The following is a 21358-nucleotide window of genomic DNA, read 5'->3' as shown; positions in this document are numbered from 1 at the left end:
AGGGGCTGGTAAAAAGACACCTGGGGGCAGGGAGCCCGGCGCCGGTCCGGCATGCTGCCCGGCCCGCGGCGGGCGCTGCGAATCACTGAGCGATCCGGAGTAGTCATGACATTCAGGAACACCCGCATCGAGCGCGAACTGCCGAAGGAAGTTCGCGAGTGGCTCGAAGAGGAAGTGGCGGAACAGGACGAACGCTACCGAAAAATCGTCGCGGAGATGGAAGCTCTCGATCCCACCCGGGACCAGTGGTACCAGGAGTTCTTCGAGCGCATCCAGGAGTACGGCTTCAACGTGGACGGCGATCAGCGAATGAAGATCCCCGAGCACGACCTGCCGGTCAAGCCGGACCGCAAGCATAAAGTCGTCTACTGAGTCGGGAGAGCGCCATGACCAGACCGCATATCGAACCGTTCTGCGACCGCGACGTCCGTTTCAAGAACATGCCGCTGCCGGGCTTCGGCAGCGGCTACCGCTACAAGATGCTGAGCCTGGATCCGGAGATCGGCTCCTGCACGATGACCGTGCAGCTCGACTCGGGTTATCGCCAGCCGCCCGGCTTCAGTTACTCCGAGCTGGAGTTCATCGTCATCGAGGGCAGCATCAGACTCGGCGACAAGGTGTGTAACCGGGGCCACTACTTCTTCGTGCCGGCGGGCTATGCGCTGCCCGAACTCAGCGCCGAGCAGGGCGCGCTCCTGCTGATGATGTACAACACCGCCGAGCCCAGCCTGGTGGAGAGCGACCGGCACCACGAACTCTCCCGCACCGAGCTTTATCACGACGTCGACACCTATGCCGACATCGTCTGGGCGCCCGGCAACGTGGTCAGCCCGTCCGTGGCGGCCGGCTGCATGATCAAGCTGCTGAACTTCAATCCGCAGACCTTTGCCATGACGTTCCTGTACTGCATGGTGCCCCAGTTCCACCAGGACAATATCTCCTACCACGACTGCTGCGAGGAGGGGTATCACCTGTGGGGGACGTCGTGGATGATGCAGTTCGGCGATCTGCCCACCGGCGGCTACTTCTGGCGTCCGCCCTACATCAACCACGGCGCCTTCGCCAGCGAACTCGGCTGCATCGCCATCGGCCGCACCGACTCGAAGCTGTTCAACCACTTCCACTACAACCCGTGGAGCACACCGGAGGAGAACGAGGAGCGTTCCGCCGCGCGCCTCGCCAAACGTGACCCCGTGCTCTACAAGTGGTGCGTGAACCACGCCCACAACCATCCCCACGGGCCGGAGGACTTCGAGGACACGATGCAGCGCCGCGGCACCCACACCCACGGCGACGGCACGACGCATACGCATCACCACCACGGCGACCACGACCACTAGCAATGCAGGAGGGCCTGAAGGCCCTCCTACCCGGGGTTCAGGTGCTGCGCCAGGTCTTTCTTCAGGATCTTGCCGAGGCTGGACTTCGGCATCTCGTTCAGGAAGATCACCGCGGCCGGTACCTTGTAAGGCGCGAGGCGCTCCGCGCAGTGGGCCAGCACGCTTTCGGGGTCCCGCAGGCCGCCGGTGAGGAACGCGACCGGTTCCTCGCCGAGCTTCGCCGACGGTCGGCCCACGACGGCGGCCTCGTCGATGTCCGGGTGGGACAGCAGCGCCTTCTCGATCTCGCCCGGGTAGATGTTGACGCCGCCGCGGATGATGACGTCCTTCTCCCGGCCGCGCAGCATCAGGTGGCCCTCGGGGCCCCGGGCGGCGAGATCGCCGGGATAGAACCAGCCGCCGGACTCCGCGCCGTGTTCGTGGCCGTCCTCGTCCAGGAATCGCGTGGCCACGCCGGGCCCGCGGTAGCGCAGGCGTCCGGTCTCGCCCTCCGGCACGGGCTTGCCGTCGCGGCCCAGTATCTCCACGTCAACGCGGAAGACCGGCCGGCCGACGGTGTCGGCGTATTCGGCCACCTCATGTGGTTGCAGCACCGAGATGCCGCCCCCCTCGCTGGAGGCGTAGTACGAGAGCAGCCGCGGGCTCAGTCTGGCGCTGATCTCCCGCGCCTCCTCGGCGTGCAGCATGGCGCCCGAGGAGATCAGCAGTTTCAGACCGGGCAGCAGGTGGCCGTCGCCGTCGGCGATCGGTAGCAGGCGCCTGATCAGCGTCGGTACCAGGAAGGCGACCGTGGCGCGGGAGCGGTTGATGGCTTCGGCGAGTTCCTCCGGCTTGTGCGGCGGCGGATCCAGCACCACGGTACCCCCGGCGGCGAGCAGGCACATGCCGAACGAGCGGCCCGCACCGAAGTAGAGCGGGGTGAGGGCGACGAAGCGGTCGTTCACGTTGATGCCCAGGGTCACCCACTGGTTCACGAATCGTTCGTAGAACTGGCGATGGCTGACCAGCGCTCCCTTGGGCCGGCCGGTGGTGCCGGAGGAGAGGGAGATCAGGACCGGCAGGTCGCCGTCCTCCGGCATTGGCGGCGGCGTCTCGCCCGGCTCCTCGTACCAGCTGTCGTCGGGCCGCAGCACGGTCAGCTCACCGTAGTCGGTGTCGCTGCCATCCGCCAGCAGGCAGCGGGCGTCGAACGCGCGGGCGACATCCTGTTGCTCTGCCGCGGTCCAGCGGTGGTCGACGGGCAGGATCACCGCACCCAGGCGGGCCACGGCGTAATGCAGCAGCAGGTGGAGCGGATGATCGCCGAGCGCCAGCGCTACTCTGTCGCCGGTGCTCACGCCGGCCGCGGCGAGCCTCGCGGCGCAGGCCTCGATACGCCGCCAGGCCTCACGGTAGTCGGTTGCCTCGTCTTCCCGGTCGCGCCAGACAATGGCCGGGTGGGCCGGACGGTTGCGGGCGTGGCCGGCGATGAGGCCGGCCAGATTCAGCGCGTCAGTCACCGCCCGTGCCGCCGTTCTTGCCACCGTCCCTGCCACCGTCCATCCCGTAGATCCGGATGACGTTGTCGCGCAGGAGTTTGCGCTTCGGGCCGGGCCTGAGATCGAGGTCGTCGATCTCCTGTCGTGTGCGCGCGAAGTCGAGTACGGGGAAGTCGGTGCCGAAAATCACCTTGTCCTGGCCGAAGGTGTTGATGTAGTGCACGAATTCCTCCGGCCAGTATTTCGGACTGTGAGCGTCCGAACCGATGTAGACGTTGTCGTGCTTCCACGCCATCGCGATCATCTCCCGGGTCCACGGGATGCCGACGTGGATGCCGATCAGCTTCAGCTCGGGGAAGTCGCAGGCCACCGGGTCCAGCGTGATGGGCTGGCCGACGCTGCGGCAGCGGTAGTCCTTCGAGTAGATCATGGACTGGCCCACCTGCATCTGGATGGGCACGCCCAGCTCCACGCACTTGGCATAGAAGGGGTAGTACCTGGCATGGTCCGGGGCCAGCTCGAACCAGTGCGGATAGAGGTGGGCGCCGATGAAGCCGAGCTCTTTCACCGCCCGCTCCAGCTCGCGCACGCCGTCCATGCCCGTGTAGGGATCGATGCCGATCAGCCCGGAGAAACGCTCCGGATACTGCTCCACCGCGCGGGCGACGATCTCCGGCGGCATGTGATAGCAGCCCGGCAGGCCGGGACGGCCGGACTTGGCCGCCACCAGGAAGCCGTGACCGATGCCGGCCTTGCCCATGCGCTCGATCATCTGCTCCAGCGAGAGTCCGCCCATGAGGCCGCCCCGGGCCTTCATCTTGCCGACGAAGAAGTCCGGGCCCCAGTCCGGGCGCACCGACAACGCTTCCTCGGTCCAGATGTTCACGACGGCGTCTATGGCCTGATATGCGTCGGTCATGGTTCGTCTCTTTGGCAGCCCTGGCCCGTGCGTTATAGTAACCGCTCCACAGGGGTGGCCCCAGAGGGCCTGAGACCCGTTGGCGCGGAGGCTTCTTTCCTCCGGCGCCGGCACGGGAACCCTCAGAACCTGATCCGGTTAGTACCGGCGTAGGGAGGAGGATCCATGACAATGCCGTTATCCGTCGTCGCCCGTCTCGGTGCGATTGCCGTTCTGCTGCCGCTGGCCGCGCCCGCCGTCTCCGCGGAGGACGAGGTCATCGAGGAGATCGTGGTCACCGCGGACTTCCGCGAGCGCGAGCGCGCCCGTCTGCCCACCAGTGTCGCCGTGCTGTCGCGGGAGACCGTACGCAAGGCGGCCGTGCAGCACTTCGAGGAGCTGACCCACCTGGTGCCGAACCTGAACTGGGCGGGTGGCAGCAACCGGCCGCGCTACTTCCAGATCCGCGGCATCGGCGAGCGCAGCCAGTACGAGGGCGCGCCGAACCCCTCGGTCGGCTTCCTGATCGACAACATCGACTTCTCCGGCATCGGCGGCATCGCCCTCACCTGGGACGTGGCCCAGGTGGAGGTCCTGCGCGGCCCCCAGGGCACCCGCTACGGCGCAAACGCGCTGGCCGGTCTCATCAACGTGCGCTCGGTGGAGCCGGGCCCCGAGACCGAGGGGCGCTTCCGCCTGCTCGCCGGCGGCGACGACGCCCGCGGCGCCAGCGCGGCTGTCGGCGGCGCGCTGACCGACACATCGAGTTTCCGCCTCAGCGCCAATCGCTACGAGAGCAACGGCTTCCGCGACAACGTGTATCTCGGCCGCGAAGACACCAACGGCCGCGACGAGACCGACGGCCGGGCGCGTTTCCGCTGGCAGCCGGCCGACGACCTGCAGGTGGACCTGAACCTGCTCTATGTGGACGTGGACAACGGCTACGATGCCTTCGCCGTCGACAACGGCTACACCACGTACTCCGACGAGCCTGGCCGGGATGCCCAGCGCAGCCGGGGCGGCGCGCTGAAGGTACGGAAGGACTTCGGCGAGACGGCCAACCTGACCAGCATCACGTCGGCGGCACGCTCCGACATCACCTTCAGCTTCGATGCCGACTGGGGCAACCCGGACTTCTGGGCGCCCTACACCTACGACTTCGTGACCCGCTTCCTGCGCGACCGGGAGACCATCAGCCAGGAGTTCCGGCTGATGTCCGGTCCGGAGGGCGGTCTGGCCGACGGCGCTGTCTCCTGGCTGGCCGGTCTCTACGCCCTGCGGCTCTCCGAAGGCAACCGGGAGGACAGCACGGGACTGTACGTCGATCCGGCCTTCGGCGCTTTCCCCCTGGAGAAGGACCTGCGCTCGGATTACGAGGCGCTCAGCACCGCCGCCTTCGGCCAGCTCGACTGGACGCCGGCGGACCGCCACGAGATCTCCCTGGGGCTGCGGGTGGAGCACCGGGGCGCGGACTACGTGGATACGCTGGACGGCTCGTCCCGCAACGACCTCACCGACAGCGAGACGATGCTGGGCGGGCAGCTGAGTTACCGCTATGGGCTCGGGGAGCGCCACGGCACCTATGTGAGCCTGTCCCGCGGCTACAAGGCGGGCGGCTTCAATCTGGGCAGCGTGCCGAGTGAGGACGAGCGCTACTTCGGACCGGAGTCGCTGTGGAACCTGGAGACCGGTATCCGCTCCGAGTGGCGGCCGGGTGTCCTCGAATCGGGACTGACGCTGTTCGTCTCCCGCCGGGAGGACCAGCAGATCGGCACCTCGACCCAGCTGGTGCCCGGGGATCCCTCCTCGTTCATCTTCTTCACGGACAACGCCGCCACCGGCCGCAGCATCGGCCTGGAGGGCGAGGTGCGCTGGGCGCCCCGCGGCGACCTCGAGTTCTGGGCCCGTCTCGGCCTGATGCGGGTGGAGTTCGACGAGTACGCCACGCCGGACGGCCTGGAGCTCTCCGGCCGCGAGCAGGCGCATGCACCGGGCTACTCCTTCGCGCTCGGCGCAAGCTGGGAGCATCCGGCCGGCTGGTTCGCCCGGGCCGACGTCACCGGCAAGGACGAATTCTATTTCTCCGACAGTCACGACCAGAAGTCCGACCCGTATCAGCTCGTGAATCTGCGCCTCGGCTATGCAAAGGGCGGCTGGACAGCCAGCCTGTGGGGCCGCAATCTCTTCGACGAGCGCTATGCGGTACGCGGCTTCTTTTTCGGCAACGAGCCGCCGGACTTCCCGAACGAGCGTTACGTGCGGCTCGGCGACCCGCGGCAGATCGGTTTCACCCTGGAATACGGATTCTGAGTATGCAGACCCTCATCGACGTGAGCCTCTATCCGCTGGCCGACGAGTTCATCCCGGCTATCGACCATTTCATTGCCCGCCTGAACGCCCGGCCGGAACTCACCGTGCACACCAACCCGGTCAGCACGCGCATCCGCGGTGACTACGACGCGGTCTGGGATGCGCTGAAGGCCGAGATACGCGCTACCTTCGAGCGCGAGGGCAAGGCCGTGTTCGTGCTGAAGGTACTGAACGCGGGCGGGGCGGACGCCGGCGCGTGAGCAGTTTCGCCGAGAGGCTCGCCGCACAGGCGTCCTCGATGTCGCCGGCCGAGGCGCTGGCGGTGGCGCTGGCGGTCGGTTACCTGGTGCTCGCGGTGCGCCAGAACATCTGGTGCTGGGCCTGCGCCTTCGTCAGCACCGGGCTGTACATCTGGCTGTTCCACGGCGCGGCGCTGTTCATGGAGTCCGCGCTGAACGTCTTCTACCTGGTGATGGCGGTATACGGCTGGTATGAGTGGCGCCACGGCGGCGCCCGGCATGCCGGGCTGCCCGTCACCGTGTGGCCGCTGGCGTGGCACGGCGCTGCACTCGGGGTAATCGCCGCGCTCACTGTTGCGAGCGGCGCCTGGCTGGCGGCGAACACGGGCGCCGCCTTCCCGTATCTGGACTCGCTGACGACGTGGTCCGCCGTGTGGGCCACCTTCCTGGTGGCACGCAAGGTGCTGGAGAACTGGGTGTACTGGTTCGTGATCGACGCCCTGTCGGTGTATCTCTATCTCTCCCGGGGTCTGCCGCTCACTGCGCTGCTGTTCTGCTTCTACCTGGTGCTCATCCCCGTCGGCTTCCTGAGCTGGCGCAAGGACTATGCGCGGACCCGCGATGCGCTCGCAGCCGCCTGAAGGGCTGCTGCAGGGCGTGCCCCTGTGGCGGGGAGTGCGCTCGCTCGAGTGCCGGGCCCTGACCGGCGGGCACTCCAACGAGAGCTGGCTGGTGGTGGCCGACGGGGAGGCAGCCGTGCTCCGCCGCGACCGGGAGCGGGTGCCGCCGCCGGTCGTGGATCGGGGCAGGGAGCTGGCGGTACTCCGGTCGGCGGCCGCGGCCGGGCTCGCGCCGGAGATGCTGTACGCCGACCCCGCTGCGGGAATACTGGTCACCCGCTACCTGGAAGGCGAGAAGCCGGGTCCGGCGCAGATCGGCAAACCCGAGACCCTGACGGAGATCGCGGCGCTGCTGCGCCGGGTCCATGCGCTGCCCGATCCGGGCTCGGCCTACGGGCTGGCCGAGGCCGGCGCGGTGTATCTGGCTGCCATTCGCAACCCGGCCTTGCGCCGGCGCGGTATGGAACTCGTGCAGGAACTCGCCGAGCTGCCGGCCGTGCCGCAGGCGGAGCGCCGCGTCTGTCATATGGACCCCGTCGCCGGTAACCTGATCCGGACCGCGGCCGGGCTGCGGCTGGTCGACTGGGAATTCGCCGCGACCGGCGATCCCCTGTTCGACGTGGCTGCAGTCATCGCCTATCACGACCTGGGTCCGGCCGCCGCGCTGCACCTGCTGCGGGCCTGGTCCGGGCGGGTCTCGCCGCGCCGTCGACATCGGCTGGCCGAGCTTATCCGGGCCCACGACGCGTTGCACTGGCTGTGGCTGGCCGCCGGCGGCGATGGACTCAGGGAGCGGGAGAGGGTGGAGCGCCGGCTCGCCGCCGCACCGCTGCCCTAGCTATTGCCCTGACCACAGCCCTGGCCACAGCCCTGGCCACTGCCCTGGCCGGGTCGGGGTTACCGCCGCTCGTAGGACTGCGCCCCCGCAGGCGGTAACATCCGCGTGTGAGCGCCTTCTACTGGATACTGGGCAGCGGCATCCTGATGAGCCTGATCGCGCTCGTCGGATCGCTGACTCTCGTGCTCCGCGAGGAGACGCTGCAGCGGCTGCTGCTGCCGCTGGTCGCGCTGGCCGCGGGTTCGCTGATCGGCGGCGCGTTCTTCCACATGCTGCCGGCCGGCCTCGCGCAGGCGGACTCCGTCGAAAGCGTGTTCGTGGCCGCCATCGCCGGATTCACGAGCTTTTTCCTGCTGGAACAGCTGCTGCACTGGCATCACTGTCATCGGGCGGGTTCGGAATGCCGGGAACCGGTGACCTACCTGATCCTGATCGGCGACGGACTGCACAATTTCATCGGCGGTCTGGCGGTGGCAAGCACCTTCCTCGTCGACATCCGGCTCGGCATCACGGCCTGGATCGCGGCGGCCATGCACGAAGTGCCCCAGGAACTGGGCGACTTCGGCGTGCTCGTGCACGGCGGCTGGCCGCGGCGCAGGGCGCTGCTCATGAACCTGCTGTCGGGGCTGGCCTTCCTGGCAGGCGGGCTGGTGACCTGGTTCGCCTCGTTCCGGATGGACGTGTCGCTGCTGGTGCCGTTCGCGGCGGGCAACTTCCTCTACATCGGGGCTGCCGACCTGATTCCGGAGGTCAACCGGCATGCCGTGACCCGCTCCAACCTCGTTCACGTGGCCGCTTTCCTTGCCGGCATCGTCCTGCTGTGGACGGCGAGCCTGCTCAAGTGAGGCGTGTAACCCGGTACGAGGAGTCCGCGTGAACGGTATCGTCTCCGCGCTGGTGCCGGTGCTGGCGCTGATCCTCACCGGCTACGCACTCCGGCGGCTGGCGTTCCTGCCCGATGGTGCCTGGGCGGGGGTCGAGCGACTCACGTATTTCGTCCTGTTTCCGGCCCTGCTGATCCGCACCCTCGGCGGCCAGCGTCTCGAGGGTGCGCCCTGGCCGGAGGTCATGGCCGTAGTCGTGCCGACCGTGCTGACAGCGGCCGTGGTGCTCCTCGCCTGGCGGCGGTTGCGGCCGGCGACGCGAGGGCCGACATTCACCTCCGTATTCCAGGGCGGTGTGCGCTTCAATACCTATATCGCGCTGGCCGTGGCCCAGGCCTACTACGGCGAGGCGGGCCTGGCCATGGGCGCACTGGCCGCCGGTTTCATGATCGTGCTGATCAATCTGCTGTGCGTGACTACGCTGGCCGCCTGGGGAGCCGGAGGCCGCGGACCCGGCCGCCTCCTCCGCCTCGTACGGGACGTCGCCGGCAACCCCCTGATCGTGGCCTGCGCGATCGGCTGGTTCCTGAGCCTGAGCGGGATCGGAGTGCCGGGGCTCGCAGCGGACGTGCTCGAGGTGCCGGGCCGCGCCGCACTGCCGCTGGGCCTGCTGGCCGTCGGCGCGGCGCTCCGGCCGGCCGCGGTACGCGGTCATGCCGGTCACGTGGCGGCGGCCTCGGTCGTGCAGTTCGGCGTGAAACCGGCGCTGGCCTTCGCACTGGTCTCCCTGACGGGGCTCGCCGGTGCCGCGGCCGGGGCGGTGCAGATCGCGCTCATGTCGCCGACCGCACCGTCGGCCTACATTCTGGCGGGACAGCTCGGCGGCGACCGGGAGACCATGGCCTCGATCATCACCGCCCAGACGGTGCTGGCGTTTCCCGTGATGCTCCTGCTGTCCGGACTGCTGCCGGGCTGAGCGCTACCAGCTGTTCCTGAGTTCCCGGAGCTTCAGGAAGACCTCCTTCGGCGAGGGTTCCGCGGGCAGGTCCGGGAATTCCTCGCGCAGGCGGTCGATGACCGTGCGGCTGCGCAGGCGAAAGAACGTATTGATCTCCTTTTCCTGCGCCAGGTCGGTGACCAGGGCGTCGGCCGGATCCATGTCCTCCACCTGCTCCAGCAGGGCGGCGGCGGCCTCGTTGTCCGGCTCCCGGTCGAGCGTGAAGCGCAGATTGTTGATCAGATACTCGTGGCCCGGATAGACGCGGGTGCCCTCGTCCAGCCGGTCCAGCTGATTGACGAAGGTCTCGTAGAGTTCCTCCGGATGCCCGCCGTTGTGGCAGTTGCCGGCCCCGGCGTTGAACAGCGTGTCGCCGCTGAACAGCGCGGGTGCGTCGGTATGTGCCAGCAGGCAGATGTGGCTCATGGTGTGGCCCGGCGTGTCCAGGCATTCCAGCTCCACGGTCTGTCCCACCCGGATGACGTCGCCGGCGCCCACGCCCCGGTCCATACCGTGGATGCGGTCGGCCGCATTGCGATGGGCGATCACTTCCGCACCGGTGGCAGAGACCAGGCCCTTGTTGCCGCCGATATGGTCCGGGTGCTCGTGGGTATTCAGGAGCTGGGTGATCTCCCAGCCGCGCTCCCGCGCCCGGTCGAGGCACCGGCGGAATTCCAGCGGGTCGACGGCCAGCGCTTCGCCGGTCTCGGGACAGGCGATCAGGTAATTGAAATTCCGGTAGGCGTTGCCGGTCCAGATCTGTTCGATAATCATCGCGGTCTTCCTCGCCGGCCGTGACGGTGCGGCGGGGAATGGCTCCCCGCCGGGAGTGGCCGGCTACGTCGAAAAGCGGATTCTTTCCCGGTACCATATCGCATTTGCCGCGCGCCATCCCAGGCGCACCGCCGCTGCGGGCGCGGTGACATCACCAGTACGGAGATTCCCGATGAAGAAATGGGGGCTGCTGACCCTGGCGGTCTGGCTGTCTTTCGGTTGCCAGGCTCCCGTGGAGGTGCAGACTGGTGAGGGGGCCCGCGAGCCGGGCGCCGCTCCCGTGAGCGTCACGGAGACCGGCGGCGACGACCGCATCTTCGATCTGCCCTATCTCATGCGGGATCTGGACAACGGCCTGCGCGTGATCGTCGTGCCCACCGACTACCCGGACGTGGTGTCGTTGCAGATCCCGGTGCAGACCGGCTCGCGTAACGAGGTGGAGCCGGGCAAGTCAGGCTTCGCCCATTTCTTCGAGCACATGATGTTCCGCGGCACGGAGCGTTTCCCGGCCGACGCCTACAACGAGATACTGAAGAGCGCGGGCGCGGATCAGAACGCCTATACGACGGACGATTACACCAATTATCACGTCACGTTCACGAAGCAGGACCTGGAGACGCTGATCGAGCTGGAGGCGGACCGCTTCCGCAACCTGAGCTATTCGGAGACGGACTTCCGCACCGAGGCGCTGGCGGTGAAGGGCGAGTACCTGAAGAACTACTCCAACCCCACCCAGAAGTTCTACGAGCGCACCCGCGCGCTCGCGTTCCAGCGCCACACCTACCGGCACACCACCATGGGCTTCTTCGAGGACATCGAGATGATGCCCGAGCAGAAGGAGTATGCCGATCTGTTCTTCGATCGCTGGTACCGGCCGGAGAAGACTTCCATCATCCTGGTCGGCGACCTCGACCCGGATGTTACCTTCGAGCTCGTCGAGAAATACTGGGGCGGCTGGGAGCGTGGCGACTACCAGGCCGAGATCCCGGTGGAACCGCCCCTGGACGGCCCGGTCTACGAACACATTACCTGGGAGGCGCAGACCCAGCCCTGGCTGGTGATGTCCTTCCGCGGCCCGGCATTCGTGCCGACCGAAAAGGACATGCCGGCGCTGGATCTGGTCTCCATGCTGTATTTCTCGGAGTCCTCGGACCTGTATCAGCAGCTGGTCATCGAGGACCAGGTGGTGGACGAGTTCTGGACCTACTTCCCGGACCGCAAGGATCCCAACCTGCTGATGATCGCGGCCCGCCTCACCGACGCGGGCCATGCCGCGGCGGTGCGAGATGCCGTGGCCGACACACTGGCGCGGGCGCGCACCCGCACGCCGTCCGCGGAGGAGGTCGACGAGGCCAAGTCCCGCCTGCGCTATTCGTTCGCCTCCGGCATGGACGACTCGGAGGGCATCGCCTCCATCCTGGCGAGCCACGTGCAGTTCGAGCGCACGCCGGAGACCATCAACAAGACTTTCCGCACCTACGCATTGCTGGAGCCGGAGGACATCAGGCGCATGTCGGAGCGCTACTTCACCGATGCCAACCGGGTGCTCGTGACGCTGGCCAGCGATCCCTTGCTGCCGGGCGTAGACGGCAGCTTCTCGGTGGACGAGCGCGCGGCGGCGATGGTACAGGCGGAGGCGCCGCCGGTCAGCCTGCTCGAGCGGCGCTCGGCGACCTCGCCGCTGGTGGACGTCTCGTTCCTGTTCGCGACCGGCGCGGCCGATGACCCGCCGGGCAAGAAGGGCCTCGCGGCGCTGACCGCCGCCATGCTCGCCGACGGCGGCTCCCGCTCGCGCACCATCCAGGAGATCAACCGCGCCATGTATCCGATGGCGGCCGACTTCGATGCCCAGGTGGACAAGGAGATGGTGCGGCTCGCGGGCACAGTGCACCGGGAGAAACTGGCAGACTGGTACGAGCTCGCGAGCGCCCAGCTGCTGCAGCCCGGCTGGCGCGAGTCGGATCTGGAGCGTCTGCGCACACGGACCATCAATGCCATCCGCACGGGCCTGGTCGGCAACAACGACGAGGAGCTCGGCAAAGAGCTGCTGTACGCGGAGATCTACGGTCCCGGGCATCCCTACGGGTCGCTGAACGAGGGCGACATCAGCGACATCGAATCCATCACGCTGGAAGACGTCCGCGGCTTCTACAGCAATCATTACACGGTCGCGAACCTGACCGTCGGCCTCGCCGGCGGCTATCCGGAGGACTTCGCCGACCGGATAGCCGCCGACATGGGACAGTTGGCTGCCGGCGAGCCGGATGCCATCGAGGTGCCGCCGGCGCCGGCGCTGGAAGGCCGGCGTGCGCTGATCGTGCAGAAAGAGACACCGGCGGTGGCGGTCTCCTTCGGTTTCCCGATAGCGGTCCGCCGCGGCGACCCGGACTGGGTCGCCCTGTGGCTGGTGCGCTCGTGGCTGGGCGAACATCGCTCGGTCTACAGCCGCCTGTACCAGCGCATCCGCGAGGCCCGCGGCATGAACTACGGTGACTACGCCTACATCGAATACTTCCCGCGGGGCATGTTCCAGTTCCAGCCGGACGCCAATCTGGGCCGCCAGCAGCAGATCTTCCAGGTCTGGCTCCGGCCGCTGCGGGACAACAACGATGCCCTGTTCGCCACCCGCACGGCACTCCGGGAGATGGACCGGCTCATCGAACAGGGCATGAGCGAGACCGACTTCGAGGCCACCCGCGAGTTCCTCGACAAATACGTCGCGCTGCTCGCCAGAAACCAGTCCCGCCGGCTGGGCTACGCCCTCGACAGTCGCTACTACGGCATCGGCGAGTTCTCCGACTACGTCCGTCAGGGCCTCGCCGAACTCAAGCTGGACGAGGTCAACCGGGTGTTGCGGGAGCATCTCACCACCGCGGACGTGCAGTTCGTGTTCGTCTCCGCCGACGCGGCCGGCCTGGCGGAGGCCATCGCGGCCGATGCGGCGTCGCCCATGACCTATAACAGCGAGAAGCCCGCGGAGCTGCTGGCCGAAGACGATGTGATCCAGGCGCTGCCGCTCGGCATGGGGGCGGACGACGTCCGCATCATCGACGCCTCCGAGGTCTTCGAATGAGGCGGCATGTGGCGGGCGGGTGCGCACGATGAGCCGGCTCTACGTCGTCAGGCACGGCCAGGCCCGCTTCTTCACGGATGATTACGACCGGCTGTCGGAGAAAGGCGAAGCCCAATGCGCGGCGCTGGCCCGCCACTGGCTGGAGCAGGGTCTCGAGTTCCATGCGGCCTGGTGCGGCAGTCTGGTGCGGCAGCGGCGCTCCGGTGAAACGGTGCGGGAGGTATACCGGGAGGCCGGCCGGGACTTCCCCGCGATCCGCTGCATCCCGACCCTCGACGAGTATCCCGCCGACGACATTATGGACACGCTGTTGCCGCTGTTGCGCGAGCGTGTCCCGTCGATCGACGACCTGGCACGGGCGTTCGAGGCGGCGCAGGAGGACCGCGAACGCTATCGCGGGTTCCACCGCCTGCTCGAGGCGGTGATGGAGCGCTGGATCGCCCGCGCTTATCCGCAAGAGGGCAGCGAGGGCCTGCTGCCATGGGCGGAGTTCAGCGGCGGTGTGCGTGCGGCCTTCCGCGACATCATGGCGGGCGCGGGTTCCGGCCAGAACGTGGCGGTGTTCACTTCCGGCGGCCCGGTAGGGATCGGCGTGCAGACCGTTCTCGGCGCCCCCGACCGGGCGGCGGCGGAGCTCAACTGGCGCGTGCACAACGGCAGCGTCACCCGCTTCACGTTCAGCGGCTCGCGGGTCAGCCTGGACTGCTTCAATGCTACCGATCACCTGCAACCGGAACTGCTGACCTATCGATGAGTATTGTCTATATTTTGTAGATACAGGATATCGTCATTAATTTGACGAGGGGCGCGTAATACCGGCATCATTCGCCGCGAGTGGAGTCGGATTCTTGCAGTCCCCCATACCTCGCTGGCCGGCTTCGCTCGTATGTCCCCAACCCGCCTCTTCCCCCGGAAGAGTGCACTGGCCGGCGGCGCGAGTCGCCGGCTTTTTTTTTGCCGGAGCGGGTGGCAAGCTTCCATAACGTTCGACAAAGAGGTAGCAACATGTCTGACAAAAACGAGACCGGGCGGCTCACGAACCGCCGTGCTTTTCTCCGTATGACGGCCACCGGGCTGCTCGCCATCCCGGCGGCGGCGCTGCTGCGCCCGGCGCCGGCGGCGGCCCAGGAGATGCCGAAGCTCGCGCTGGACAACCCGCAGGCGAAGGCACTCGGTTACGTCCACGATGCCGCCAACGTGGACAAGAGCAAGCAGCCGCGCTTCCAGGAAGGCCAGAACTGCGCCAATTGCGCTCTGTTCCAGGCCAAGGGCGACGAAGAGTGGGCCGGCTGCTCCATCTTCCCGGGCAAGGCGGTCAACGCCGCCGGCTGGTGCAGCGCTTACGCACCCAAAGGCTGAAAACAAGAGCTGAGAACAAGGACCGAGAACAAGGGCTGAGCCGGGTCTGACCGGCCGTCAGCCCACTGTCCGGCTGGCGAGCCGGACGCGCACGGGGCCGCGCGCGGTGGAGCCATCCACGACGCGGCCCTGCTGCGTTATCTCCACCCGACCGCGGGCCGCGAGTCGCCGGGCCGCCGCCCGGCTCGGCTCCATCAGGCGCTTCCAGTCATCCCCGCCGACCCGGCGCGCCGCCTCCGACGGGCAGATGCTCTTGTCACGGCCGCGCTCCTCCAGCAGCGCCAGGATGGCCAACTCGAGGCCGTTGTCGGTCGGCGTCAGTCGACGCGCGCGGCACGCGCGCGAGCAGTAGCGGACATTCTCCCAGTCGCGCGCCCACTTGCGCCGCCATTCGATGCGGCGCCCGCACGCGACACAGAATTTCACGCGCGCGCTACTCATGGCGCGGCGATCCGTCTCGGGTGCCGGCGAGTGCGATCACCCGCGCGGCTGCGGCAATGCCGGACAGCCACGCGTTCTCCACCCGCGATCCGCCGGCACACCAGTCGCCGCAGACGACTAGGGAACGCGGTTCGTCGACCAGGGCGCCTGCCGTGAGCCGGGCGGCGGCCCGGGCGTAGCGCCAGCGGTGGAACATGGCGGTGGCGCGGTCCAGCGCGATGCCGGTCAGCGCCTCGAACCGGCCGCACAGGGCATCGATAATTTGCTCAGGCCCGAGGTCGACGCTGGCCGTCGACCACTCGGCCGTGCCGTGCAGCACCCAGGTGGGTCGGCCAGTGCGCCCGGGCTTGCTGTGGTCGGCCGCAGTCCAGCCCAGGACGGCGTCCGCGACGAAGGCCGCATCGAAAGGGGCCGGTCCTGCGGCGGCCGGGCTCGCCGCCACTGCCAGACAGGGCGAGAACGGAACCGCCGCGGCCTGCCGTGCCAGTTCCGGCGAGGCCGGCCCGACGAGTTCGGCGGCCTGGGGTGCCGGTGCGCTGACGATTACCGCATCGTAGCGGCCGGTGTCCTGGTCACCATCCCGCCGCAGGCGCCAGCCGCGGCCGGTACGCTCCAGGCCGTCGATCTGCGTGCGGAAACGCAGGTCGAGTTCGGCGCCGAGATGACGGGCCAGCGCGTTCATGCCCGGTGTTGCCACCAGGCGGTCGTCGCCGGACGCGGACGTCAGGGAGCCGTCGGCAGCGATATCGGCAAGTCGCGCGGCCCAGTGGCCGACTACGCCGTCGTGACGCCAGGAGCGGACGTGGCGGCGGAAAGCCGCGTCCCGCGCCGTGAAATACTGCGCGCCGTGGTCGAAGCGCCGCTCTGATTCGCGCCGCGTCGCCGTGCGGCCACCGGGACCGCGGGCCTTCTCGAACACGGTCACATCGTGGCCGGCATCGGCCAGATTGCGGGCGGCCGCCAGGCCTGCGATGCCGGCGCCGACGACCGCGACGCGGAGCCGCTCCCCGGAGGCCGGGCGATCGATGCGCCGGGCGCAGGCCGCCAGATCCAGCCGACGGGCGTGGGACGCCGTGTCCCTGGAACGAATGCGGCCGAGCACCGGGCCCTCGGGACTGAAAGGACGGTCCAGGGCGCCGAGCGCCCAGAGCAGGCCGGCGTAGGAGTTGGGGTCGTTGCCGTCCAGGGCGTAACGGTGATTGAGGTCGACCAGCGCCGCCATCGCGGCCTCCGGGCTGCGCGTCCAGAACGGGATGGCCTTGGCCCAGGTCATGCGCAGATTGTTGTGCAGCTCGCCATGGCGGAGCAGCGAGGCCTGCGCCGTGTCCCAGAGCGCGTCGCCCGAGCGGCCGCGGGCCAGCGTCTCCGGCGAGAAATCCCGGGCGCGCGGGTCGCGCCGATGGGCTTCCAGTGTCGCCCGGGCCCAGCGGGGCAGTGTGTCCAGAGTCTCCAGCACTTTGCGGTGGTAGCAGAAGTTGTGCGCCAGTTCCCGCCAGACGAGCAGCTCGTCCAGGAATTTGTCTGCGCCCTTGCCGCTGTGGGCGGCGGCATCCCGCGCCATCCGGAACGGGGATATCTGGCCGTAGTGCAGGTAGGCACTCATGCGCGAGACGCCCTCGGGCGGCTCGATCGCGGCGTCGTTGCGCAGCGCATGGTAAGCATCCAGCCCCTGATCAAGGAACTGCCGCCACCGCTCGGCCGCAGCCGTGGCGCCGCCGGGCGTGTGGAAGACGGGCCATACGCCGTGATCGATGTCGCAGCCGGCGATGAGTTCCAGCAGGTCCCGGTCGTCGTGGTCGGCGAGGCCGTCGACTTCTGCCATACCGCGGCAATCGGCATCGGCTAGCCCGACGCTCGGCGGCGCCTCGTCCGGCCACGGTGCCGCGGCCCGTTCCGCCTGCTCCCGGCCCACCGCCTCGCGGAAGCGGAAGGCCCGGTCGAAGGCACGCCCGACCAGCGGCATCGGGTACACGCAGCGGGCATCCAGGGCCCACGCGGCACAATCGATCCGCGCCGCCAGCGCCGGCTGCCAGCGGTCGAAAGGCGGCACGGGCATCTCCTCGCAGACGACGGCCGCCGCGTCCCGGCAGAGCAGCGGCAGCGGGGAGGGGACGGCGGCCTCCCGGGGCAGATGAAAGACATAGCGGATGCCGCGCTCGGCCAGGGCGCGGGCGACGTCCCGCGCGCCCTGCAGGATAAAGAAGTGGTGGCGGTCGGAGTCGTAGCGGTGGCGGCCGCCGAGGCCCTGATAGACGAGCACCGGCAGCCCGCGCGCCGCGCCGATCGCCAGCGCCGTCTCCAGGGCCGGGTTCTCGTCGGCGCGCATGGCATGATGCATCCAGTACAGGACGTAGCGTCCGCGGCGGACCGGGGCCGTGTTCAGCGCGCGCCGTCTTTCCTCGAGGCAGGCCGGCAGCGCCGGCGCTTCGGGCTCCATGGCTATCTCCGCACGGGTGGGGCAGGGCTGGCAAGGCTAGCGGCACGGCTCATCCGCTACAATCTCCCGGGCGGCAGACGGCGGCTGTGCCGAGTCTGTGACCAAGAATCCACTTCGGATGCGAGGGAGATGATGTGCATATAACCGCAGACGACCTGGTCGGCGCCTGGAAACTCGAGCGCTGGGAGATCAGCTACCCCGCCACCGGCCGCGTGACCCGGCCATTCGGCGAGGACGCCACCGGGATGATCCTGTATACGCCGGACGGCTACATGTCGGCCGTGCTGGCCGAGCGCGAGCGGGGCTCGTTCTCCACGCCGGTCGTGCCGAAAGCGCCGGATGCGGAGAAGGTGCGGGCCTTCGACGGTTACATGCACTACGCAGGCCGCTACTTCGTGGTGCAGGGCGACGTCCACCACGAGGTGGAGTTCGCGCTGAACATGGACCTGATCGGCACCACCCAGATCCGCGAGGCCGAGCTCGACGGCGACCGTCTCATCCTGTCCGCCGAGGAGCCGCTGCAGGGCGGCGAGATGCGCCGCCACCGTCTGCAGTGGATCCGCGCCTCGCTGGCCGGCGGGCTGCCCGGGTGAGGATCGCGAGCTTCCGCCACCGGGGCCGGCCGAGCTACGGCGTCGTGCGCGCCGGCGGGATCGTGGATGCCGGCCGCAAGCTCGGCGTGGAGCTTCCGGACCTCGTGAGCGTGCTGGCCGCCGATGCCATCGACGAACTCCACGCGCTGGCCGCGGACGCCGAGCCCGACCTGGCCCTGTCCGAGGTGGAATTGCTGCCCGTGATCACCGACCCGGACAAGATTCTCTGCGTCGGTATCAACTACCGCCCGCACGTGGAGGAGACCGGCCGCGACGCGCCGGAACGCCCCGTGCTCTTCACTCGCTTCCCCGGCTCCCAGGTGGGTCACGGCCAGCCGCTGGTGCGGCCGTCCGTCTCGCACAAGTTCGACTACGAAGGTGAGCTGGCCGTCATCATCGGGCGCCGCGGCCGTCACATCGCCCCGGAGGGGGCGCTGCGCCACGTCGCCGGTTACTCCTGCTTCAACGACGGCAGCGTGCGCGACTTCCAGCGCCACAGCTCCCAGTTCACCGCCGGCAAGAACTTCGCGCGCAGCGGCGGCTTCGGGCCCTGGCTCACCACGGCCGACGAGATCGGCGACCCGGCCCGGCTGACGCTCGAGACCCGTCTGAACGGGGCGGTGATGCAGTCCGCGGAGGTGGCGGATCTGATCTTCGACGTGCCGGCGCTGATCGGCTATTGCTCCACCTTCACCGAGCTGCTGCCGGGCGACGTGATCGTCACCGGCACGCCGGGCGGCGTGGGCTACGTGCGCAAGCCGCCCGTCTATCTGCAGCCGGGCGACGTGGTGGAGGTCGATATCCCCGGCGTCGGCGTGTTGCGCAACGGCGTCGTGGACGAAGTGGATGTCCTCAGCGGCCGGGAGCCCGACTGATCAGCCGAGGTTGCGCTTGAGGAATTCGGTGGTCCGCCCGAAAGCGAGACAGGCCGCCTCCGGGTCGTAGTCGCCGCGCTGGTCGCAGTTGAAGCCGTGCCCGACCCCCTCGTAGACGTGCACGATGGCCGCCGGATTCGCGGTGCGCACCTGCTCCACCTGTTCCATCGGGATGTGGGTGTCCCGGTCGCCGTAGTGGAGCATGATCGGGCAGGCGGGCGTGAGATCGGTCATGTTGTGGATGCCGCCGCCGTAATAACCCACCGCCGCCGCCAGCGGCAGCTCGGCGGCGCAGCGGTACGCCTGCGCGCCGCCCCAGCAGAAGCCGACCGCGCCCACCTTGCCGCCGCGTGTCGCCTGCTCGATGCCGGCTGCGAGGTCCAGGATGGTCTGGCGCGGCTCCAGCCGCCCGACGAGGTCCCGTCCGCGGTCGATGTCCGCATAATCGACGGTGATGTCCTTGCCGAGCCGGTCGAATACCGCCGGCGCGACGGCCAGGAAGCCGGCCTCGGCGAACTGGTCGCAGACGTCGCGGATGTGGCTGTTGACGCCGAAGATCTCCTGGATGACGAGCACCCCGCCGATGGGCGTGCCTCCCGGCGGCGCGATGGCCGCACCGAGGGTGTGGCCGTCGGCGGCCGTCAGCTCGATGTCGTGTGCCATGCTCAGGCCTTCACGATTTTCTGGTCGATGGCGCCGAAGATGCTGCTGCCCCCGGCGTCGAGCATCTCGATGCGGATGCGGTCGCCGAAGCGCAGGAAGGGCGTCTTCGCGGCACCGTCCTCGATGGTCTCCAGCATGCGGCGCTCGGCGATGCAGCTGGAGCCGCGGCTGCGGTCGTAGTTCGAGATGGTGCCGGAGCCGATGATGGTGCCCGCGCCGAGGCATCGGGTCTTCGTCACGTGCTCGATCAGCTGCAGGAAGTTGAAGGTCATGTCCACGCCGCACTCGGGACGGCCGAATTCCTCGTCGTTCAGCGTGGTCACCAGCGGCAGGTTGAAGGTGCCGTCCTGCCAGGCCTCCCCCAGCTCGTCCGGCGTGACCGCCACCGGCGAGAAAGCCGTCGAGGGCTTGGACTGATAGAAGCCGAAACCCTTTGCCAGCTCGCCCGGGATGAGGTTGCGCAGGGAGACGTCGTTCACCAGCATCAGCAGCTTGATGTGGCCGGCCGCCTCGCCGGCGCCGGTGCCCATCGGCACGTCGTCGGTGATCACCGCCGTCTCGGCCTCCATGTCGATGCCGTAGTCCTCGTCCGGTACCGGTATGTCTTCCAGCGGCCCGAGGAAGTCGTCGGAGCCGCCCTGATAGACGAGCGGATCGTGCCAGAAACTCTCGGGCATCTCCGCGCCTCTGGCCTTGCGCACCAGCTCGACATGGTTGACGTAGGCGCTGCCGTCCACCCAGTGGTAGGCGCGCGGCAGCGGTGCGTCGAGGTCGGCCGTATCCAGATCGAAGGCACCGTCTGCGTTGCCATCGCGCAGCGTGTCGGAGAGCGCCTGCAGGCGCGGCGCGGCGGTCTCCCAGTCGTCCAGTGCGTCCTGGAGGGTGGCGGCGATGCCGTCCGCGGCGACGGCCCGTTTCAGGTCGCGGCTGACGACGATCAACCGGCCGTCGCGCCCTCTCCTGAGGCTGGCGAGTTTCATGTGATTCCCCTGTACGCGTGTCGCGGGTGACTGGTCCGATGAATTGTGGAATCCGGGCGAAGCATGGTAGACAGGAAGCCGGGCAGCCGCAATTGGACCACAATCCGACCACATGAGCAGACAGGACGCGCCCTGGATCGTGGGCTGGCGTGAATATCTCGACTTGCCGGATCTGGGCCTGAGCCGCATCAAGGCCAAGGTGGACACGGGCGCGCGCACCTCCACGCTGCACGCGCTGGACATCGAGCACTTCGAGGAGGAGGGCCGGGAGCGCGTGCGCTTCCTGGTCCATCCGCAGCATCGCTCCGACGAACTGGAGGTGGTCTGTACCGCCGACGTGGTCGACCGGCGCGGCGTGCGCAGCTCCATCGGCCACCGCCAGCACCGGGTGGTGATTACAACCACGCTCGCGCTCTCGCCGGAGCTCGTCTGGCCCATCGAGGTGACGCTGACCTCGCGTTCCGACATGCGTTTCCGTATGTTGTTGGGCAGGACGGCGCTGCGCGGACACATGCTCGTGGATCCCGGCCGCTCCTATCTCACCGGCGGGCGGCCCGCGCGCATCGACGCGGCCAGAAGGCGCAGGAAGACACGTTGAACGGGCTGCCGGCGGAGAATG

The 21358-nt window shown here is 68.5% G+C and carries 21 protein-coding genes and 1 riboswitch; of the genes, 14 read left to right on the top strand and 7 right to left on the bottom strand.

The features are described from left to right. Positions 1-105: 105 nt before the first annotated feature. Together ACJMKX_RS06875 and ACJMKX_RS06870 are read left to right on the top strand one after the other, a co-directional pair. Positions 106-372, top strand: a complete 267-nt coding sequence (locus ACJMKX_RS06875; RefSeq protein WP_405222905.1) for a hypothetical protein — start codon at positions 106-108, stop codon at positions 370-372. Between the two features lie 14 nt (positions 373-386). Next, positions 387-1340 (top strand): DUF4437 domain-containing protein, encoded by a 954-nt coding sequence (locus ACJMKX_RS06870; protein WP_405222902.1) that lies wholly within the window; start codon positions 387-389, stop codon positions 1338-1340. A gap of 26 nt (positions 1341-1366) precedes the next feature. Here the strand turns inward: ACJMKX_RS06870 and ACJMKX_RS06865 are convergent, their stop codons facing one another. Together ACJMKX_RS06865 and ACJMKX_RS06860 are read right to left on the bottom strand one after the other, a co-directional pair. Further along, complete coding sequence (locus tag ACJMKX_RS06865; protein WP_405222899.1) at positions 1367-2875, bottom strand: class I adenylate-forming enzyme family protein; 1509 nt, start codon at positions 2873-2875, stop codon at positions 1367-1369. Beyond that, positions 2832-3737 carry an amidohydrolase family protein gene (locus ACJMKX_RS06860; RefSeq protein ID WP_405222896.1) on the bottom strand — a complete coding sequence of 302 codons (906 nt, stop codon included), beginning with the start codon at positions 3735-3737 and terminating at the stop codon, positions 2832-2834. Before ACJMKX_RS06860 ends, ACJMKX_RS06865 begins: the two co-directional genes overlap by 44 nt. A 40-nt stretch (positions 3738-3777) precedes the next feature. Next, positions 3778-3911, top strand: a riboswitch (TPP riboswitch). Between ACJMKX_RS06860 and ACJMKX_RS06855 the strand changes: the two genes are divergently transcribed. From ACJMKX_RS06855 to ACJMKX_RS06830, 6 genes are all read left to right on the top strand, one after another. Further along, positions 3903-6026 carry a TonB-dependent receptor gene (locus ACJMKX_RS06855; protein ID WP_405222894.1) on the top strand — a complete coding sequence of 708 codons (2124 nt, stop codon included), beginning with the start codon at positions 3903-3905 and terminating at the stop codon, positions 6024-6026. Its footprint overlaps the riboswitch before it by 9 nt. A 2-nt stretch (positions 6027-6028) precedes the next feature. Next, complete coding sequence (locus tag ACJMKX_RS06850) at positions 6029-6286, top strand: YkoF family thiamine/hydroxymethylpyrimidine-binding protein (protein ID WP_405222892.1); 258 nt, start codon at positions 6029-6031, stop codon at positions 6284-6286. Continuing rightward, positions 6283-6906 (top strand): nicotinamide riboside transporter PnuC, encoded by a 624-nt coding sequence (gene pnuC / locus ACJMKX_RS06845; protein WP_405222889.1) that lies wholly within the window; start codon positions 6283-6285, stop codon positions 6904-6906. The genes ACJMKX_RS06850 and pnuC overlap by 4 nt, the downstream gene beginning before the upstream one ends. Next, on the top strand, positions 6872-7723 hold the full coding sequence (locus ACJMKX_RS06840) for a phosphotransferase (RefSeq protein ID WP_405222886.1): 852 nt from the start codon (positions 6872-6874) through the stop codon (positions 7721-7723). Before pnuC ends, ACJMKX_RS06840 begins: the two co-directional genes overlap by 35 nt. Before the next feature lie 107 nt (positions 7724-7830). Then, positions 7831-8568, top strand: a complete 738-nt coding sequence (locus ACJMKX_RS06835; RefSeq protein ID WP_405222883.1) for a ZIP family metal transporter — start codon at positions 7831-7833, stop codon at positions 8566-8568. Between the two features lie 28 nt (positions 8569-8596). Beyond that, the gene (locus tag ACJMKX_RS06830; RefSeq protein WP_405222881.1) at positions 8597-9523 is read left to right on the top strand and encodes an AEC family transporter; all 927 of its coding nucleotides are present in this window, start codon (positions 8597-8599) and stop codon (positions 9521-9523) included. A 3-nt stretch (positions 9524-9526) separates the two neighbouring features. Here ACJMKX_RS06830 and ACJMKX_RS06825 read toward each other — a convergent pair whose 3' ends face one another. Then, positions 9527-10318 carry a hydroxyacylglutathione hydrolase gene (locus tag ACJMKX_RS06825; protein WP_405222878.1) on the bottom strand — a complete coding sequence of 264 codons (792 nt, stop codon included), beginning with the start codon at positions 10316-10318 and terminating at the stop codon, positions 9527-9529. A 172-nt stretch (positions 10319-10490) separates the two neighbouring features. On the opposite strand from ACJMKX_RS06825, the gene ACJMKX_RS06820 reads away from it, so the two are divergent. The 3 genes from ACJMKX_RS06820 to ACJMKX_RS06810 all read left to right on the top strand — a co-directional run bounded on the left by ACJMKX_RS06820 (position 10491) and on the right by ACJMKX_RS06810 (position 14750). Continuing rightward, complete coding sequence (locus tag ACJMKX_RS06820) at positions 10491-13391, top strand: M16 family metallopeptidase (RefSeq protein WP_405222875.1); 2901 nt, start codon at positions 10491-10493, stop codon at positions 13389-13391. A gap of 28 nt (positions 13392-13419) precedes the next feature. After that, the gene (locus tag ACJMKX_RS06815) at positions 13420-14145 is read left to right on the top strand and encodes a histidine phosphatase family protein (protein WP_405222872.1); all 726 of its coding nucleotides are present in this window, start codon (positions 13420-13422) and stop codon (positions 14143-14145) included. Positions 14146-14396: 251 nt separating this feature from the next. Next, complete coding sequence (locus ACJMKX_RS06810) at positions 14397-14750, top strand: high-potential iron-sulfur protein (RefSeq protein ID WP_405222869.1); 354 nt, start codon at positions 14397-14399, stop codon at positions 14748-14750. A 57-nt stretch (positions 14751-14807) separates the two neighbouring features. On the opposite strand, the gene ACJMKX_RS06805 is transcribed toward ACJMKX_RS06810, so the two are convergent. Further along, positions 14808-15191, bottom strand: coding sequence for a DUF3253 domain-containing protein (locus tag ACJMKX_RS06805; RefSeq protein ID WP_405222867.1), 384 nt, complete (start codon positions 15189-15191; stop codon positions 14808-14810). Beyond that, positions 15184-17628, bottom strand: coding sequence for an FAD-dependent oxidoreductase (locus ACJMKX_RS06800; RefSeq protein ID WP_405222865.1), 2445 nt, complete (start codon positions 17626-17628; stop codon positions 15184-15186). The genes ACJMKX_RS06805 and ACJMKX_RS06800 overlap by 8 nt, the downstream gene beginning before the upstream one ends. Positions 17629-17762: 134 nt before the next feature. On the opposite strand from ACJMKX_RS06800, the gene ACJMKX_RS06795 reads away from it, so the two are divergent. Both ACJMKX_RS06795 and ACJMKX_RS06790 read left to right on the top strand, forming a co-directional pair. Further along, the gene (locus ACJMKX_RS06795; RefSeq protein WP_405222862.1) at positions 17763-18221 is read left to right on the top strand and encodes a lipocalin-like domain-containing protein; all 459 of its coding nucleotides are present in this window, start codon (positions 17763-17765) and stop codon (positions 18219-18221) included. Then, the gene (locus ACJMKX_RS06790; RefSeq protein WP_405222859.1) at positions 18218-19096 is read left to right on the top strand and encodes a fumarylacetoacetate hydrolase family protein; all 879 of its coding nucleotides are present in this window, start codon (positions 18218-18220) and stop codon (positions 19094-19096) included. The genes ACJMKX_RS06795 and ACJMKX_RS06790 overlap by 4 nt, the downstream gene beginning before the upstream one ends. Here ACJMKX_RS06790 and ACJMKX_RS06785 read toward each other — a convergent pair whose 3' ends face one another. Both ACJMKX_RS06785 and ACJMKX_RS06780 read right to left on the bottom strand, forming a co-directional pair. Next, positions 19097-19759: a dienelactone hydrolase family protein gene (locus tag ACJMKX_RS06785; RefSeq protein ID WP_405222856.1), complete on the bottom strand. Its 663-nt coding sequence runs from the start codon at positions 19757-19759 to the stop codon at positions 19097-19099. It abuts the gene before it with no gap. Positions 19760-19761: 2 nt separating this feature from the next. Beyond that, positions 19762-20739 (bottom strand): fumarylacetoacetate hydrolase family protein, encoded by a 978-nt coding sequence (locus ACJMKX_RS06780; protein ID WP_405222853.1) that lies wholly within the window; start codon positions 20737-20739, stop codon positions 19762-19764. 112 nt (positions 20740-20851) lie between these two features. Here ACJMKX_RS06780 and ACJMKX_RS06775 point away from each other — a divergent pair, with 112 nt between their 5' ends. Next, complete coding sequence (locus ACJMKX_RS06775) at positions 20852-21337, top strand: ATP-dependent zinc protease family protein (protein ID WP_405222850.1); 486 nt, start codon at positions 20852-20854, stop codon at positions 21335-21337. The last annotated feature ends 21 nt before the right edge of the window (positions 21338-21358 follow it).

Source organism: Lentisalinibacter sediminis, from assembly GCF_040706615.1.
GTDB lineage: Bacteria > Pseudomonadota > Gammaproteobacteria > Steroidobacterales > Woeseiaceae > Lentisalinibacter > Lentisalinibacter sediminis.
Note: the sequence above shows the minus strand (reverse complement) of the source record. Positions and strands in the feature narration are given on the sequence as shown.

Bases quoted from the DNA above. Each gene is read 5' to 3' on its own strand.
- ACJMKX_RS06875 (WP_405222905.1), top strand. From the start codon at position 106: ATGACATTCAGGAACACCCGCATCGAGCGCGAACTGCCGAAGGAAGTT.
- ACJMKX_RS06870 (WP_405222902.1), top strand. From the start codon at position 387: ATGACCAGACCGCATATCGAACCGTTCTGCGACCGCGACGTCCGTTTC.
- ACJMKX_RS06860 (WP_405222896.1), bottom strand. From the start codon at position 3,737: ATGACCGACGCATATCAGGCCATAGACGCCGTCGTGAACATCTGGACC.
- ACJMKX_RS06855 (WP_405222894.1), top strand. From the start codon at position 3,903: ATGACAATGCCGTTATCCGTCGTCGCCCGTCTCGGTGCGATTGCCGTT.
- ACJMKX_RS06850 (WP_405222892.1), top strand. From the start codon at position 6,029: ATGCAGACCCTCATCGACGTGAGCCTCTATCCGCTGGCCGACGAGTTC.
- ACJMKX_RS06840 (WP_405222886.1), top strand. From the start codon at position 6,872: ATGCGCGGACCCGCGATGCGCTCGCAGCCGCCTGAAGGGCTGCTGCAG.
- ACJMKX_RS06825 (WP_405222878.1), bottom strand. From the start codon at position 10,318: ATGATTATCGAACAGATCTGGACCGGCAACGCCTACCGGAATTTCAAT.
- ACJMKX_RS06820 (WP_405222875.1), top strand. From the start codon at position 10,491: ATGAAGAAATGGGGGCTGCTGACCCTGGCGGTCTGGCTGTCTTTCGGT.
- ACJMKX_RS06815 (WP_405222872.1), top strand. From the start codon at position 13,420: ATGAGCCGGCTCTACGTCGTCAGGCACGGCCAGGCCCGCTTCTTCACG.
- ACJMKX_RS06810 (WP_405222869.1), top strand. From the start codon at position 14,397: ATGTCTGACAAAAACGAGACCGGGCGGCTCACGAACCGCCGTGCTTTT.
- ACJMKX_RS06805 (WP_405222867.1), bottom strand. From the start codon at position 15,191: ATGAGTAGCGCGCGCGTGAAATTCTGTGTCGCGTGCGGGCGCCGCATC.
- ACJMKX_RS06800 (WP_405222865.1), bottom strand. From the start codon at position 17,628: ATGGAGCCCGAAGCGCCGGCGCTGCCGGCCTGCCTCGAGGAAAGACGG.
- ACJMKX_RS06785 (WP_405222856.1), bottom strand. From the start codon at position 19,759: ATGGCACACGACATCGAGCTGACGGCCGCCGACGGCCACACCCTCGGT.
- ACJMKX_RS06780 (WP_405222853.1), bottom strand. From the start codon at position 20,739: ATGAAACTCGCCAGCCTCAGGAGAGGGCGCGACGGCCGGTTGATCGTC.
- ACJMKX_RS06775 (WP_405222850.1), top strand. From the start codon at position 20,852: ATGAGCAGACAGGACGCGCCCTGGATCGTGGGCTGGCGTGAATATCTC.